General features: G+C 44.2%; 9 protein-coding genes and 1 other annotated feature. All 9 genes read left to right on the forward strand.

Features of this window, described 5'->3' with window-relative positions; all coding sequences use genetic code 11:
- Window position 1: 1 nt before the first annotated feature.
- The 9 genes from clpB to rpsG all read left to right on the forward strand — a co-directional run bounded on the left by clpB (window position 2) and on the right by rpsG (window position 16,146).
- Complete coding sequence (clpB, locus tag KP625_RS12495; protein ID WP_177971047.1) at window positions 2-2,581, forward strand: ATP-dependent chaperone ClpB; 2,580 nt, start codon at window positions 2-4, stop codon at window positions 2,579-2,581.
- Window positions 2,582-3,215: 634 nt separating this feature from the next.
- A complete protein-coding gene (locus tag KP625_RS12500; RefSeq protein WP_238298188.1) occupies window positions 3,216-4,526 on the forward strand; it encodes an alpha-amylase family glycosyl hydrolase in 1,311 nt (436 codons plus the stop codon).
- A gap of 132 nt (window positions 4,527-4,658) precedes the next feature.
- Window positions 4,659-5,612, forward strand: a complete 954-nt coding sequence (locus KP625_RS12505) for an N-acetylmuramoyl-L-alanine amidase (RefSeq protein ID WP_238298189.1) — start codon at window positions 4,659-4,661, stop codon at window positions 5,610-5,612.
- Window positions 5,613-5,783: 171 nt separating this feature from the next.
- Window positions 5,784-5,914, forward strand: a sequence feature (ribosomal protein L10 leader region).
- Window positions 5,915-5,948: 34 nt separating this feature from the next.
- Window positions 5,949-6,437: a 50S ribosomal protein L10 gene (gene rplJ / locus KP625_RS12510; RefSeq protein WP_238298191.1), complete on the forward strand. Its 489-nt coding sequence runs from the start codon at window positions 5,949-5,951 to the stop codon at window positions 6,435-6,437.
- 60 nt (window positions 6,438-6,497) lie between these two features.
- Window positions 6,498-6,866 (forward strand): 50S ribosomal protein L7/L12, encoded by a 369-nt coding sequence (rplL, locus tag KP625_RS12515; protein ID WP_177982249.1) that lies wholly within the window; start codon window positions 6,498-6,500, stop codon window positions 6,864-6,866.
- A 228-nt stretch (window positions 6,867-7,094) separates the two neighbouring features.
- Window positions 7,095-10,919 carry a DNA-directed RNA polymerase subunit beta gene (rpoB, locus tag KP625_RS12520; protein WP_238298193.1) on the forward strand — a complete coding sequence of 1,275 codons (3,825 nt, stop codon included), beginning with the start codon at window positions 7,095-7,097 and terminating at the stop codon, window positions 10,917-10,919.
- Window positions 10,920-10,947: 28 nt separating this feature from the next.
- Window positions 10,948-14,805, forward strand: coding sequence for a DNA-directed RNA polymerase subunit beta' (gene rpoC, locus KP625_RS12525; protein ID WP_370641446.1), 3,858 nt, complete (start codon window positions 10,948-10,950; stop codon window positions 14,803-14,805).
- Window positions 14,806-15,024: 219 nt separating this feature from the next.
- Window positions 15,025-15,444, forward strand: a complete 420-nt coding sequence (gene rpsL, locus KP625_RS12530) for a 30S ribosomal protein S12 (protein WP_177982255.1) — start codon at window positions 15,025-15,027, stop codon at window positions 15,442-15,444.
- A 231-nt stretch (window positions 15,445-15,675) separates the two neighbouring features.
- Entirely contained in the window at window positions 15,676-16,146 is a 471-nt protein-coding gene (gene rpsG, locus KP625_RS12535) for a 30S ribosomal protein S7 (protein WP_021985292.1), read from the forward strand.
- Window positions 16,147-16,184: the final 38 nt, after the last annotated feature.

A 16,184-nucleotide genomic window follows, 5' to 3' on the forward strand; every position in this document is an offset into this window, starting at 1 on the left:
TATGGATGCTGAAAAGTTTACAAAGAAATCATTGGAAGTAATAGAGAGTTGTGAGAAGCTTGCATATGAGTATAACAATCAGGAACTGACACAGGCACATCTGATGTATGCGCTTGTGACAGTGGAAGACAGTCTGATTGCGAAGCTGCTTACGAATATGGGAATTAATATGGATGCGTTTACCGGCGAATGTGAGAAACTGGTTGCAAACCGGCCGAAGGTATCGGGCGGACAGTTGTTTACAAGTCCGGAATTTTCCAAAGCATTGATTCAGGCAGAAAAAGAAGCAAAACAGATGGGTGATGACTACATTTCTGTCGAGCACATTTTCTTAGGCCTGCTTGAGAAGGCAGATAAGGATATCAAGCGAGTGATAAATGCGTATGGTATCACAAGAGGTAAATTCCTTGAGGTGCTGGCAAATATCCGTGGTAACCGGAAGGTGGAGAGCGATAATCCGGAAGATACTTACGATGCACTGAACAAATACGGATACAATCTGGTACAACGTGCCAGAGAACAGAAACTTGATCCGGTCATCGGACGTGACAATGAAATCCGGAATATCATCCGAATCCTGTCCCGTAAGACGAAGAACAATCCAGTTTTGATCGGTGAACCTGGTGTAGGTAAGACTGCCGCTATCGAAGGATTGGCACAGCGTATCGTGCGTGGAGATGTCCCGGATTCACTCAAAGATAAAGATATTTTTGCCTTGGATATGGGTGCGCTGTTGGCAGGCGCCAAGTATCGTGGCGAGTTCGAGGAGCGTCTGAAGGCAGTCCTTGATGAAGTGAAGAATTCCGAAGGCCACCTGATTTTGTTTATTGATGAGATTCATACAATCGTCGGAGCCGGTAAGACCGAGGGCTCTATGGATGCGGGTAATATGTTGAAGCCTATGCTTGCGCGAGGCGAACTGCATTGCATCGGTGCGACAACGCTGGATGAATACCGGAAATACATCGAGAAGGATGCGGCATTGGAGCGTCGTTTCCAGCCGGTTATGGTGAATGAGCCGACTGTGGAAGATACAATTTCCATCCTGCGTGGTATCAAGAACCGGTATGAAGTGTTCCACGGTGTCAAGATCAGTGATGGCGCATTGGTTAGTGCCGCAACACTTTCGAACCGTTATATCACCGATCGTTTCCTGCCGGATAAGGCAATTGACTTGGTTGATGAAGCGTGTGCGATGATTAAGACGGAGCTTGATTCCATGCCTGCTGAATTGGATGAGATATCCAGAAAGATCATGCAACGGGAGATTGAGGAAGCAGCTCTTAAGAATGAGACCGATCATCTGAGTCAGGACCGTCTGCAGGTACTTCGGAAAGAGCTGGAGGATCTGCGTGAACAATCCAAGCAGATGAAGGCAACGTGGGAGCACGAGAAGCAGGATGTTGAACGTGTACGAAAACTTAGAGAAGAGTTAGAAGATGTGAATAATCAGATTCAGGTCGCACAGCGGGAATACAATCTGGAGAAGGCAGCAGAACTTCAATATGGTAAACTGCCGCAGATCAAGCAGGAGTTGGAACGTCTGGAGGCACAGGTCAGTGAGAAGGACAGAAGTCTGGTACATGAGTGTGTTACAGAGGAAGAGATTGCGAAGATTGTTGCAAAGTGGACAGGAATTCCGGTTGCAAAGCTGACCGAGAGTGAACGTAACAAGACCTTGCATCTGGGGGATGAACTGCATAAGCGTGTCGTCGGACAGGATGAAGCAGTCCGTCTGGTCAGTGATTCCATCATCCGTTCTAAGGCAGGCATCAAGGATCCGACAAAACCGATTGGATCGTTCCTGTTCCTTGGACCGACCGGCGTAGGTAAGACAGAACTTGCGAAGTCACTTGCTGCTGCGCTGTTTGATAATGAAGCAAACATGGTGCGTATCGATATGAGTGAATACATGGAGAAGCACAGTGTGGCACGTCTGATCGGAGCGCCTCCGGGATATGTCGGATACGATGAAGGTGGACAGCTCACAGAAGCAGTCAGACGGAAGCCGTATTCCGTTGTCCTCTTTGATGAGGTAGAAAAGGCACATCCGGATGTATTCAATGTACTGCTGCAGGTACTTGATGATGGACGTATCACAGACTCGAAGGGTAAGACGGTCGATTTCAAGAATACGATCCTGATCATGACATCAAACATTGGCTCTGAGTATCTGCTTGAAGGTATCGATGAGAATGGCGAGATTAAGCCGGAGGCGTCGGCACAGGTTATGGCAGGCTTGAAGAATCATTTCCGGCCGGAGTTTTTGAACCGTCTGGATGAGATTATCATGTTCAAGCCACTTGACAAGGCGTCTATCAGTGGTATTGTCAATCTGCTGCTTACAGATCTTAATAAGCGGATTGCAGATAAGGAACTGACACTGAAACTCACCGATGCAGCGATGGATCATGTTATCGAAGCCGGTTACGATCCGCATTATGGGGCGCGGCCACTCAAGCGTTATCTGCAGAAGAATGTGGAGACACTGGTTGCGAAGAGCATCCTGTCGAATGAGCTTCGTGCAGGCGATACGATTACGCTTGATTATGATGGCAATGCTCTGTATATCAAGAAGTAAGCGTAATGTGTGCGGGATAGTAACTTGAGATGTTGAATGCACATAGCATAAGTCGGTTGCGAGGCAGAAAGTAAAACGATGCCGGAGAGACATATATAATTATAATATAATGATACCGTCAATATGGGAGCAATCCTGTATTGACGGTATTTTTTCGCCCGATTACGTGGGAGCATGATTTTGTACAGCAATTCTTCCTAAGTATCAGACTGTGCGCATAGCTGTTCGGTGTCAATATTGGAGCAAATGTCAGTATTTGAAGATGACTACTCAAAAATGAAAAAATGTTATGAAGCTTGTTTGGAGTAAAGAACAAATAATATTATAGTTTGTTCCAATGCTTTTTTATGATTTTTTGAATAAGTTGGAGCAACTGCGCAAGAAAACCATATCTGCACCAAGATACATGGAATGACAAGGAAAAACATTAGGAGTAATTTATCTATAATCACAAAAAGACTCCAAAGCAAGCAGACGGCAAGGGTCGGTGTTGGAGTATAATTTATTGTATTTGACATATTGCTCCTAAAAGGTTGTTCAGCCTACAAAAAAATGGTAAAATAAGCAAGGCAAAAGTGATGGGAGTTGCACATGAACGATGTTTGTGGAAAACTCTGCGAAAGGAGACAAAACTATGTGGGCAAACGAAAGTGTATTTTATCAGATTTATCCGCTTGGCTTTTGTGGCGCACCATTTGAAAACGATGGGAAACTTGTGTCACGAATCAAGAAGGTAGAGGACTGGATTCCTCACATTCAAAAGCTTGGCGCCAACGCAATATATTTCTCACCGGTGTTCGAGAGTGATACACACGGCTACAACACGAGAGATTACACGAAGATCGACTGCCGCCTTGGCACGAATGAGGATTTCAAGGAAGTGGTTGACAAACTGCATGCAGCAGGAATCAAGGTTGTATTAGATGGAGTATTCAACCATGTGGGACGAGGCTTCTGGGCATTCCAGGATGTACTGAAAAACCGCTGGGATTCCCCGTACAAAGACTGGTTTCATATCAGCTTTGATGGAAATTCCAATTATAACGATGGTCTCTGGTACGAAGGATGGGAAGGAAACTTCGACCTTGTCAAATTAAACCTTCGTAACGAAGAAGTAATCCAGCATATTTTATCCTGCGTCAAGGGATGGATTGATGAGTTCGATATTGACGGACTCCGTCTGGATGTGGCATATTGCTTAGATCACGATTTCATCCGCAGACTGCGTGCGCATTGTGACGGACTGAAGCAGGATTTCTTCTTATTGGGAGAACTACTGCATGGCGATTACAATGTATTTGTAAATGATGGTATGCTGCACAGTGCGACAAACTATATGTGCTATAAGGGCCTTTACTCAAGCTTCAACTGCATGAACATGTTCGAGATCATTCATAGTCTGCTGCAGCAGTTTGGACCGGAAGAATGGACTCGCTATAAAGGAAAACATTTCCTGTCCTTCGTGGATAATCACGATGTGACAAGAGTGGCAAGCATCCTGACGAACAAGAATCATCTCCCGCTCATCTACGCACTGGCATTTGGTATGCCGGGTATTCCTTGTGTGTACTATGGCAGCGAGTGGGGGGCAGAAGGCAGAAAAGAAGAGGGAGATCCGTCTTTGCGTCTCAGCTATGAGAAGCCGGAATGGAACGAACTGACAGACTGGATCAGCAAGCTGGCAGAGGCAAAGAAGCATAGCGAGGCATTGAATTACGGTGGTTTCCGTTCGGTTGTACTCACGAATCATCAGTGCATCTTCGAAAGAAAATCCGAGCATGAACGCGTGCTTGTGGCAATCAATGCAAGTGACCAGCCATATATGGCGCATTTTGATGCCGGATGTGGAATGGCACAGGATCTGATTACCGGACAGCCGCATGATTTCGGAGGCGGCTCTGAACTTCCTCCATATTCTGCAGCATTCTGGAAGATGGAGCATTAATGACTGTGAAATTATATAAACACCATAGATAAGAAACTTCTGCACATCCGGCAAGGGTGCAGGCTGATTCCTTCAACAAATAAAAAGTCTCGCATAAACTATACAGAAGGTGTATGTTTGCGAGGCTTTTTTATGGCAGTAAAAATCGTGATTGACGCCGGACATGGTGGATATGATGCCGGCGCTACGTATAATGGAAGAAGAGAGAAGGATGATACGCTGGCACTGGCACTTGCGGTCGGTGAGATATTGGAGGCACAGGGATACGATGTCATCTATACGAGAACGGATGATGTCTATGACTCCCCGGTGCAGAAGGCACGGATCGGAAATGAGAGTGGGGCGGATTTCTTTGTATCTATTCACCGGAATTCTTCTCCGTCACCGAACCAGTATAATGGTGTACAGACGTTAATCTATAATAATGCCGGACTGAAGGCAGTGATGGCGGAAAATGTGAACAACGAACTCGAACAGGTCGGTTACCGGAACATCAATGTCGTGGAACGACCGGACCTTGCGGTACTCCGGCGTACGAAGATGCCGGCAATTTTGGTAGAAGCCGGATTTATCAACAGCGATGAGGACAATAATCTCTTTGATACAAAGTTTTCGGAGACAGCGGAGGCAATCGCACGCGGTATCGACGAGACAATCCGGGATGCGGGCTATGCAGTGTCACAGACTGGAAATCGGGAAGGTGCGGTAAAGACTGCCATACAGAACGAAAAACGGGGAACTGCAACGAGTGCCAGTGCAGATGAAAACCGGAAAAATAAAGTATATGCCGGTACACAGGTGGTAAATGAGTATTACGGGATTTCGCGAACGGTTCCTGCATTTGCGGAAGAGGAACCGCAGACATCGACGGGTTACCAGATTCTGGTTGGAATCTACCGGGCATTCGGTACTGCATCATATCAGGCAAACCGGTTTATCAATGCTGGATATGATGCGATGGTGTATGAGGATGATGGATTGTATCAGGTGCGCATCGGGGATTATGAAACAATCGAAGATGCAATCATCGCACAGCGGGAACTGCGCGACCGCGGATACGATACGCTGATTGTGCATAAGGCATAAGCTTAGAAAAACAGCACTTAAAAGAAATGCTGCAATGTATATAAATAAAATAATGGCAAATAAATCTTGGTACGATATCAGTTTTTGCATATATAAAAATATTGAAAACTTTTCAAAATTTTCGATAAAACTGAAAAATAGGTATTGACAACCATAGGTTTACATGATAAAGTATCAAACGATGAACTGCCGTAGACAGTAGGTGCCACAAGGCATAAGCAGGTAAACGCCTACCGAGGAAGAATCGTGATGAACGAATTTTAACTCTCATACTGCGGTATGGGAGTTTTTCTTTTAAGTGCAGTTTCCGTTAATATTATAAGGAGGTGCAAGACTTTGGCTAAGATCGAGTTAAAACAGCCTGTCGTTGAGGAAATCAAAGAGAATATTAAGGACGCAAAGTCAGTAGTATTGGTTGATTACCGTGGACTTACAGTTGAGCAGGATACACAGCTTCGTAAGTCAATGAGAGAGGCAGATGTCATTTACAAGGTATACAAGAATACCATGGTAAAGATTGCTATCGCTGGTACAGAGTTCGAGTCATTAAAGGACGAGCTCGAAGGACCTACAGCCGTTGTTATCTCTAAGACAGATGCAACAGCTCCTGCAAGACTGGCAGCTAATTTCGCTAAGGTGAACCCGGCACTTGAGCTTAAGAGCGGTGTTGTTGAGGGTACTCACTACGACACAGACGGCATTAAGACAATCGCTACAATTCCTTCCAGAGACGAACTTATCTCTAAGTTCCTTGGAAGCATCCAGTCACCAATTACAAACTTTGCCCGTGTTATTAAGCAGATTGCTGAGAGCAAGGAAGCATAATTGGAATTATTAAGATTGGAATCTACAAACAAATTTAAATTATAATGGAGGATTATTATTATGACAACTCAGGAAATTATTGAAGTTATCAAAGGTTTATCAGTATTAGAGTTAAATGACCTTGTAAAGGCATGTGAGGAAGAATTCGGCGTATCTGCAGCAGCAGGTGTTGTAGTTGCAGCAGCAGGCGGAGACGGTGCTGGCGCAGCTGAGGAGAAGGATTCCTTCGACGTAGAGCTTACAGAAGTAGGTCCTAACAAGGTTAAGGTTATCAAGGTTGTTCGTGACTGTACAGGTCTTGGACTTAAGGAAGCTAAGGACGTTGTTGATGGCGCTCCTAAGGTTCTTAAGGAAGGTGCTTCTAAGGAAGAGGCTAACGAGATCAAGGAGAAGCTTGAGGCTGAGGGCGCTAAGGTTACTCTTAAGTAATTTTGACACAAATAATAATGTCCGGTTTGGCAGATGCCAAGCCGGATTTTTTATCTAAGAATAAATACAAAAAAAATTCTGATTTATTTTTCTTATTTTTTTCAAAAAGTGTGTTGACACAAAATTCCAACCATGTTAGTATAGTAAAATGTCATTACTATGGATATGTGTGCTATAAATTCGGATAGTAAAGAAAAAACCAAATAAATTCAAGGGGTGAATGCGTCGATGAAAAAGTACAGAATGCGTCCTGTGAAATCGGGAAGAGGTATGCGAATGAGTTTTTCAACTGAGAAGAGAGTTTTGGACATGCCAAATCTCATCGAAGTGCAGAAAAATTCATATCAGTGGTTCCTTGACGAAGGTTTGAGAGAAGTGTTTAAAGACATCTCTCCAATCGTTGATTACACAGGCAATTTGAGTTTGGAACTGGTTGATTATCAGTTGTGTAAGGAAGACATCAAGTATTCTATCGAGGAATGCAAGGAACGTGATGCAACTTATGCAGCTCCAATCAAGGTCAATGTGCATCTTCGTAATGAAGAGACAGGTGAAATTGCACAGCATGATATCTTCATGGGTGATCTTCCACTTATGACAGAGACGGGTACATTTGTAATCAATGGTGCAGAGCGAGTAATCGTCAGCCAGTTGGTTCGTTCTCCGGGTATCTACTATGCAATCGATCATGATAAGTTTGGCAAGACCTTGTACTCATCTACAGTTATTCCAAACCGTGGTGCATGGCTGGAGTATGAGACGGATTCCAATGATGTATTTTACGTACATGTAGATAGAAATAGAAAAGTGCCAATCACGGTTTTGATTCGTGCACTTGGCTTCGGTACCAACCAGGAAATCATTGACCTGTTTGGTGAAGAACCGAAGATTATGGCGAGCTTGGAGAAGGATGTTTCAAACAGTTTTGAGACAGGTGTCATCGAGCTTTATAAGCGACTTCGTCCGGGTGAGCCGGAGGAAGTAGAAAATGCGACAAACCTCTTCATGGGCATGTTCTTCGATGCAAGAAGATATGATCTGGCAAAGGTTGGCCGTTATAAGTATAATAAGAAGCTTGCATTGAAGAATCGTATTGCAGGTCATGTTTTGGCAGAAGATGTTATTGATCCAAGTACTGGTGAAGTTCTGTTCGCAGCAGGCACCACTCTTACAAGAGAGGATGCAACTGCTATTCAGAATGCAGCAGTTCCTTTTGTGTACATTCAGACAGAGGAGAAAAATGTAAAAGTTCTGTCAAACCTGATGGTAGATCTTTCTGAATATGTAGGTTTTGATCCGAAAGAAGTTGGCATACATGAAGCGGTTTATTATCCGGTATTAGAGAAGCTCTTACAGGAATATGATGATGAAGACGAGTTAAAGGCGGCCATCGAAGCAAATGTAAGTGAGCTTGTACCTAAGCATATTACAAAGGAAGATATCATTGCTTCCATTAACTATAACATTCATTTGGAGTACGGTATCGGTAACGATGATGATATTGACCATTTGGGCAACCGTCGTATCCGTGCAGTTGGTGAATTGCTCCAGAACCAGTACAGAATTGGTCTTTCGAGAATGGAGAGAGTGGTTCGTGAGAGAATGACAACACAGGATAAGGATACTGTTACCCCGCAGTCTCTGATCAATATCAAGCCTGTAACAGCAGCAGTCAAGGAGTTTTTCGGAAGTTCTCAGTTGTCACAGTTCATGGATCAGAACAATCCGCTTTCTGAACTGACACATAAGAGACGTCTGTCAGCTCTCGGCCCTGGTGGTTTGTCAAGAGATCGTGCAGGATTCGAGGTTCGAGATGTACACTATACACATTATGGTAGAATGTGTCCAATCGAGACACCTGAAGGTCCGAATATCGGTCTGATCAACTCACTTGCTACGTATGCAAGAATCAACGAGTATGGCTTCGTTGAGGCACCATACAGAAAATTGGATAAATCAGATCCTGCAAATCCGGTTGTCACAGATGAAGTTGTATATCTGACAGCGGACGAGGAGGATAATTATATTGTTGCACAGGCGAACGAGCCATTGGATGAGGACGGACACTTCAAGAAGAATAATGTATCTGGCCGTTTTAGAGAAGAGACATCCGAATTCCCGAAGGCAAACGTTGACTTGATGGATGTATCACCAAAGATGGTGTTCTCTGTTGCTACATCTATGATTCCTTTCCTGGAGAATGATGATGCAAACCGTGCCCTCATGGGATCTAACATGCAGCGTCAGGCAGTGCCGCTTCTTCGTACAGAAGCTCCGGTTGTCGGAACGGGTATGGAAGGTAAGGCAGCTGTTGACTCCGGCGTATGTATCGTTGCAAAGCATGATGGCGTTGTTGAGATGTCATCCAGCGAGAAGATTATTGTCAAGTGTGATGATGGCACATTGGATGAGTACCATGTAATCAAGTTTGCTCGAAGCAACCAGGGTAACTGTATGAACCAGCGCCCAATCGTGAAGAAGGGTGACCGTGTAACAAAGGGAATGGTAATCGCAGATGGTGCATCTACATCAAACGGTGAGATCGCGCTTGGTAAGAACCCATTGATTGGATTCATGACATGGGAAGGTTACAACTACGAGGATGCCGTCCTTCTGAGTGAGAGACTGGTAAAGGAAGATGTTTATACATCTGTTCATATTGAAGAGTACGAGACAGAAGCAAGAGATACAAAGCTCGGACCGGAAGAGATTACAAAGGAAGTTTCCGGAAACGGCGACAATGCACTGAAGGATCTCGATGAGAATGGTGTTATCCGTATCGGTGCTGAGGTTCGTGCCGGAGATATCTTAGTTGGTAAGGTTACTCCAAAGGGAGAGACTGAGGCAACAGCTGAAGAGAGACTGCTTCGTGCAATCTTCGGCGAGAAGGCAAAAGAAACAAGAGATACATCACTGAAAGTGCCACATGGTGCTTACGGTGTTGTTATGGATACAAAGATCTTTACAAGAGAAAATGGTGATGAGCTTCCACCGGGAGTAAACAAGTCTGTTCGTGTATACATTGCACAGAAGAGAAAAATCTCTGTTGGTGATAAGATGGCTGGTCGTCATGGTAACAAGGGTGTTATCTCACGTATCCTTCCGGTTGAGGATATGCCATTCCTGCCAAATGGACGTCCGCTTGATATCGTGTTGAACCCATTGGGCGTACCTTCCCGTATGAATATCGGACAGGTGCTTGAGATTCACTTGAGTCTTGCGGCAAAAGTACTTGGATTTAACGTATCTACACCGGTCTTTGATGGTGCAAACGAGCATGATATCATGGATGCTCTGGAGATGGCAAACGATTATGCAAACTCCGACTGGGAGACATTCTATGAGAAATATAAGGATGATACAGAGAAGGAAGTTATGGATTATCTGTATGAACATCGCGATCACCGTGAAGAGTGGAAGGGCGTTCCAATCAATCGTACAGGTAAGGTAAAGGTACGTGACGGTAGAACTGGTGAGGAATTTGATTCGCCGGTTACAATCGGATTCATGCATTACTTGAAGCTGCATCACCTGGTTGATGATAAGATTCACGCACGTTCTACAGGCCCTTATGGAATGGTTACACAGCAGCCGCTTGGTGGTAAGGCACAGTTCGGTGGACAGCGTTTTGGTGAGATGGAGGTTTGGGCTCTTGAGGCTTACGGCGCATCTCATACATTGCAGGAGATCTTAACTGTGAAGTCCGATGATGTAACAGGACGTCTGAAGACTTACGAAGCAATTATCAAGGGTGACAATATCCCGGCTCCGGGTATTCCGGAATCTTTCAAGGTATTGCTTAAGGAGTTCCAGTCACTTGGTCTGGATGTTGGAGTTCTCGATGAGAACGGCGAAGAGGTAGAACTTGGCGAGTCCATGGATACCGGAAATGAGAACGTAAAGAAGTTTATGGGTGAGAATCCGGACGACTTTAACGAGGACCTTGGAGAGAACGGATACAGCGGAATTAACGAAGATAACGAATTGGAATCCTTAAATGATGATTATCTGGATGACGATGCGTTTGACGATAATTTCGATGATGAATTTTAAGGAAGGAGATTTGTAAGAGATGTTAGCGATGAATAACGAGAAAAATCAAGAGCAGCCTATTAATTTTGATGCCATCAAAATTGGACTTGCATCTCCTGAAAAGATAAGAGAATGGTCTCACGGCGAAGTTACAAAGCCGGAGACAATCAATTATAGAACTTTGAAGCCGGAAAAAGACGGCCTTTTCTGCGAGAGAATCTTTGGACCAAGCAAGGACTGGGAATGTCATTGTGGTAAGTACAAGAAGATTCGTTTTAAGGGCGTTGTCTGTGACCGTTGTGGAGTAGAAGTAACAAAGGCTTCTGTGCGTCGTGAGCGTATGGGACATATCGAACTTGCTGCACCGGTATCACATATCTGGTACTTCAAGGGTATCCCAAGCCGTATTGGCTTGATGCTCGATATTTCTCCAAAACTTTTGGAGAAGGTGCTTTACTTTGCATCTTATATTGTAATTGATCCGGGAGAGACAAATCTGGAATACAGACAGGTACTCTCTGAGGCAGAATACAGAAAAGCAGAAGAGGACTTTGGTGGAAAATTCCGTGTAGGAATGGGCGCCGAGGCAATTAAGGAGCTTCTGCAGGCTGTTGATCTGGATAAGGAAGCAGAAGAACTGACAGAGGAATTACAGACAGCAACCGGACAGAAACGTGCACGTGTGATCAAGCGTCTGGAAGTTGTAGAAGCATTCCGTAATTCACATAATAAGCCTGAGTGGATGATTCTGGATGCAATTCCGGTTATCCCACCGGATATCCGTCCAATGGTACAGTTGGATGGCGGTAGATTCGCAACTTCTGATCTGAACGATCTGTATCGTCGAATCATCAACCGTAACAACCGTCTGAAGAGATTGCTGGATCTGAAGGCACCGGATATCATCGTTCGTAACGAGAAGCGTATGTTGCAGGAAGCTGTTGATGCGCTCATCGATAATGGTAGAAGAGGACGTGCGGTAACCGGTCCTGGTAACCGTGCATTGAAGTCTCTTTCTGATATGTTAAAGGGTAAGCAGGGACGTTTCCGTCAGAACCTTCTTGGTAAGCGTGTTGACTACTCCGGACGTTCCGTTATCGTAGTAGGACCGGAACTGAAGATTTATCAGTGTGGTCTTCCTAAGGAAATGGCAATCGAGCTGTTTAAGCCTTTCGTAATGAAAGAACTGACAGCACGTGGAATTTGCACAAACGTAAAGGCAGCAAAGAAGAAAGTTGAGTCTTTGGAGTCGGAAGTATGGGATGTATTGGAAGATGTAATCAAAGAGCATCCGGTTATGCTGAACCGTGCCCCGACGCTTCACAGACTTGGTATTCAGGCATTTGAGCCGATTCTGGTAGAAGGTAAGGCAATCAAGCTTCATCCATTGGTATGTACAGCGTTCAACGCCGATTTCGATGGAGACCAGATGGCTGTTCACCTTCCGCTTTCTGTAGAGGCACAGTCAGAGTGTAGATTCCTGCTTCTGTCACCAAATAACTTGCTGAAGCCTTCTGATGGTGGTCCGGTAGCCGTTCCTTCTCAGGATATGGTACTTGGTATCTACTATCTGACAATGGAACGTTATGCAAGTATTTCTGATGCTGAAGCTGCAAATGTAGAGATCAAGAAAGAATATCTTGCAGATGATGAGAAGGGCAATCTCGAGCAGCTGCACACAGATTGTTACGCAGGCGAGTTAGATGCAGATGATTATATCAGAGTTCGTGTCGTTGCAAAGAAGACAAAGACAGAGACATTCTATAAGAACATTGTAGGAACAGTCAGAAACTTCATGAAGCCGAAGTTTAGCAGCGAGAATCTTGCAATGCTTGCATATGAGAACAAAGAGATTACATTACATCAGAAGATAGAAGTTGTTCGTACCGTTACAACTCCGGACGGTGAGGAGCATACAGGATTTGTAGAGTGTACACTGGGACGTTTGATTTTCAATGAGATCATTCCACAGGATCTTGGTTTTGTAGATCGTAGTAAGCCGGAAAATGTACTGGAGCCGGAAATCAACTTCCATGTAGACAAGAAGCAGTTGAAGAAGATCCTTGACAAGTGTATCAATACACATGGCGTTACAAAGACAGCCGAAGTATTGGATGATATCAAGGCAATGGGTTATAAGTACTCAACAAGAGGTGCGATTTCAGTATCTATTTCCGATATGACGGTACCTGCATCCAAGAAGGATATTCTGGAGCATGCACAGGAGATTGTAGATAAAGAGAACATGCTTTATGGACGTGGATATCTGACGGATGAGGAGCGGTATCATGCGGTTGTTAAGACGTGGCAGGATGCCGATGACAAGCTGACAAAGGCTCTGTTGGATGGCCTTGACAAGTATAACAATATCTACATGATGGCAGACTCCGGTGCCCGTGGTAGTGATAAGCAGATCAAACAGCTGGCTGGTATGCGTGGATTGATGGCAGATACATCCGGCCGTACCATCGAGCTTCCAATCAAGTCAAACTTCCGTGAAGGTCTTGATGTATTGGAGTACTTTATCTCTGCGCATGGTGCTCGTAAGGGACTTTCAGATACAGCTCTTCGTACAGCCGATTCCGGATATCTGACACGTCGTCTGGTAGATGTATCACAGGATCTGATCATCCGTGATGTGGATTGTAGTGTGGATCGTGATGAGAAACCTGGCATGTATGTTGAAGTATTTATGGAAGGTGATCGAGTAGTCGAGAGTCTGAAGGATCGTATCACAGGTCGTTATGCAGCAGAAAGTATTTACGATAAAGATGGTAACATGCTTGTAAAGGTTAATCATATGATTACACCGAAACGTGCTGAGAATGTACTGAAGAATGGTGTAGATAAAGACGGTGTTCCGTTTACACTTGAAGGTGAATCAGAACCAAGAAGAGATGCGAAGATCAAGATTCGTACGATTCTCACCTGTCGTTCACACCTTGGCGTATGTTCGAAGTGTTATGGTTCAAACATGGCAACCGGACAGGCAGTTCAGGTTGGTGAGGCAGTCGGAATTATCGCTGCTCAGTCAATCGGTGAGCCTGGTACACAGCTTACAATGAGAACATTCCATACAGGTGGTGTGGCCGGTGGAGATATTACACAGGGTCTTCCTAGAGTTGAGGAGTTGTTCGAGGCAAGAAAGCCAAAGGGACTTGCAATTATCACCGAGCTTGGTGGTGTTGTTGAGATTCGTGAGACAAAGAGAAAACGTGAAGTAGTCATTACAAATCAGGAGACGGGCGAAGCAAAGGCTTACCTGATTCCTTATGGTTCACGTCTGAAGGTACAGGATGGACAGGTGCTTGAAGCCGGTGATGAGCTGACAGAAGGTTCTGTAAATCCACATGATATCCTAAAAATTAAGGGTGTACGTGCTGTACAGGATTACATGATCCAGGAAGTACAGAAGGTATATCGTCTGCAGGGTGTTGAAATCAACGATAAGCATATCGAGGTTATTGTACGTCAGATGTTGAAGAAAATTCGTATTGAGGAAAGCGGAGACAGCGATTATCTGCCGGGAATTAACGTGGATGCACTTGAGTTTGCTGAACTCAACGAGAAGCTGGAAGCAGAAGGTAAGGAGCCTGCAAAGGGAACACAGATTATGCTTGGTATTACCAAAGCATCCCTTGCTACAAATTCCTTCTTATCAGCAGCGTCCTTCCAGGAGACAACAAAGGTATTGACCGATGCCGCTATCAAGGGTAAGGTTGATCCGTTGATTGGTCTGAAGGAGAACGTTCTGATCGGTAAGTTGATTCCTGCCGGTACAGGTATGAAGCGTTATCGTTCTGTAAAGCTTGATACAGGTGATGGAAACATCGATATGTCTGAAGTAACTGGTGAAAATGCAGATGTGACAGACGATGCAGAAGTAACTGTGAATACGGAAGAGTAATAAATTATAAAACGCACATGATTCAACATAATCATGTGCGTTTTTCTTTGAAAGGCTTTATTTTCTAAAAAAATGAAATTTTTTCTTATATTTTGCGGGTTTCCCTGTTGACATCCAGCGGATTCGATAATATAATAGTCAAGCATGCGTTTAGGACGTGTGTTTTTTGTGCATACTTCTGTATGCATGGTGTAAAATATTTTGAATGGAGGTGAAAACATGCCAACTTTTAACCAGTTAGTTAGAAAGGGAAGACAGACTGTAGAGAAGAAGTCTACTGCACCAGCACTCTTGAGAAGCTATAACTCTCTTAAGAAGAAGCCTACTGAGACAGCATCACCACAGAAGAGAGGTGTTTGTACAGCAGTTAAGACAGCTACTCCTAAGAAGCCTAACTCAGCTCTTAGAAAGATCGCCAGAGTTCGTTTGTCAAACGGAATCGAGGTTACATCTTACATCCCGGGTGAAGGTCACAACCTTCAGGAGCACAGCGTTGTTCTGATCCGTGGTGGTAGAGTAAAGGACTTACCTGGTACAAGATACCACATTATCAGAGGTACTCTTGATACAGCAGGTGTTGCTAAGAGACGTCAGGCACGTTCTAAGTACGGTGCTAAGAGACCGAAGGATGCAAAATAAATCGGTAGATTAGTATTGTAACAGTTCGTATTTCAAGAACTAAAAAGTGCGAAAGTGGGTTATGTTTTCCATTATTTATAGAAGGAAAGATAGCAATTTCCGCACGAACACATTTCCACAATACTCAAGTATGGCAGGTAACGGTTTGCTGTATCTCTATTGAGGGGAATGTGAGTACCGTTGAATTAATTCGGATTGAATAATCCAAAAATAATTAAGGAGGGAAGAACCGTGCCACGTAAAGGACATATTGCAAAAAGAGACGTATTAGCGGATCCAATTTACAACAATAAGATCGTTACAAAGCTTATCAACAACATCATGCTTGATGGTAAGAAGGGTGTTGCTCAGAAGATCGTTTACGGTGCTTTTGATCGTATCGCAAACGAGACTGGTAAGGAGGCTTTAGAGGTTTTTGATGCTGCTATGAATAACATCATGCCATCACTCGAGGTTAAGGCCAGACGTATCGGTGGTGCAACATACCAGGTTCCAATCGAAGTAAGACCTGACAGAAGACAGGCTTTAGCACTTCGTTGGCTGACAACTTACTCACGTGCAAGAAGTGAGAAGACTATGGAAGAAAGACTTGCAAAAGAGCTTATGGATGCAGCAAACAATACAGGCGCATCTGTTAAGAGAAAAGAAGACATGCACAAGATGGCAGAGGCAAACAAGGCATTTGCTCATTACAGATTCTAGTTTTCGGGTGCATATATACTAAAATAAGGAGGAAAAAA

This window comes from Eubacterium sp. MSJ-33, from assembly GCF_022174665.1.
In the GTDB taxonomy this organism is placed as follows: domain Bacteria; phylum Bacillota; class Clostridia; order Lachnospirales; family Lachnospiraceae; genus Coprococcus_C.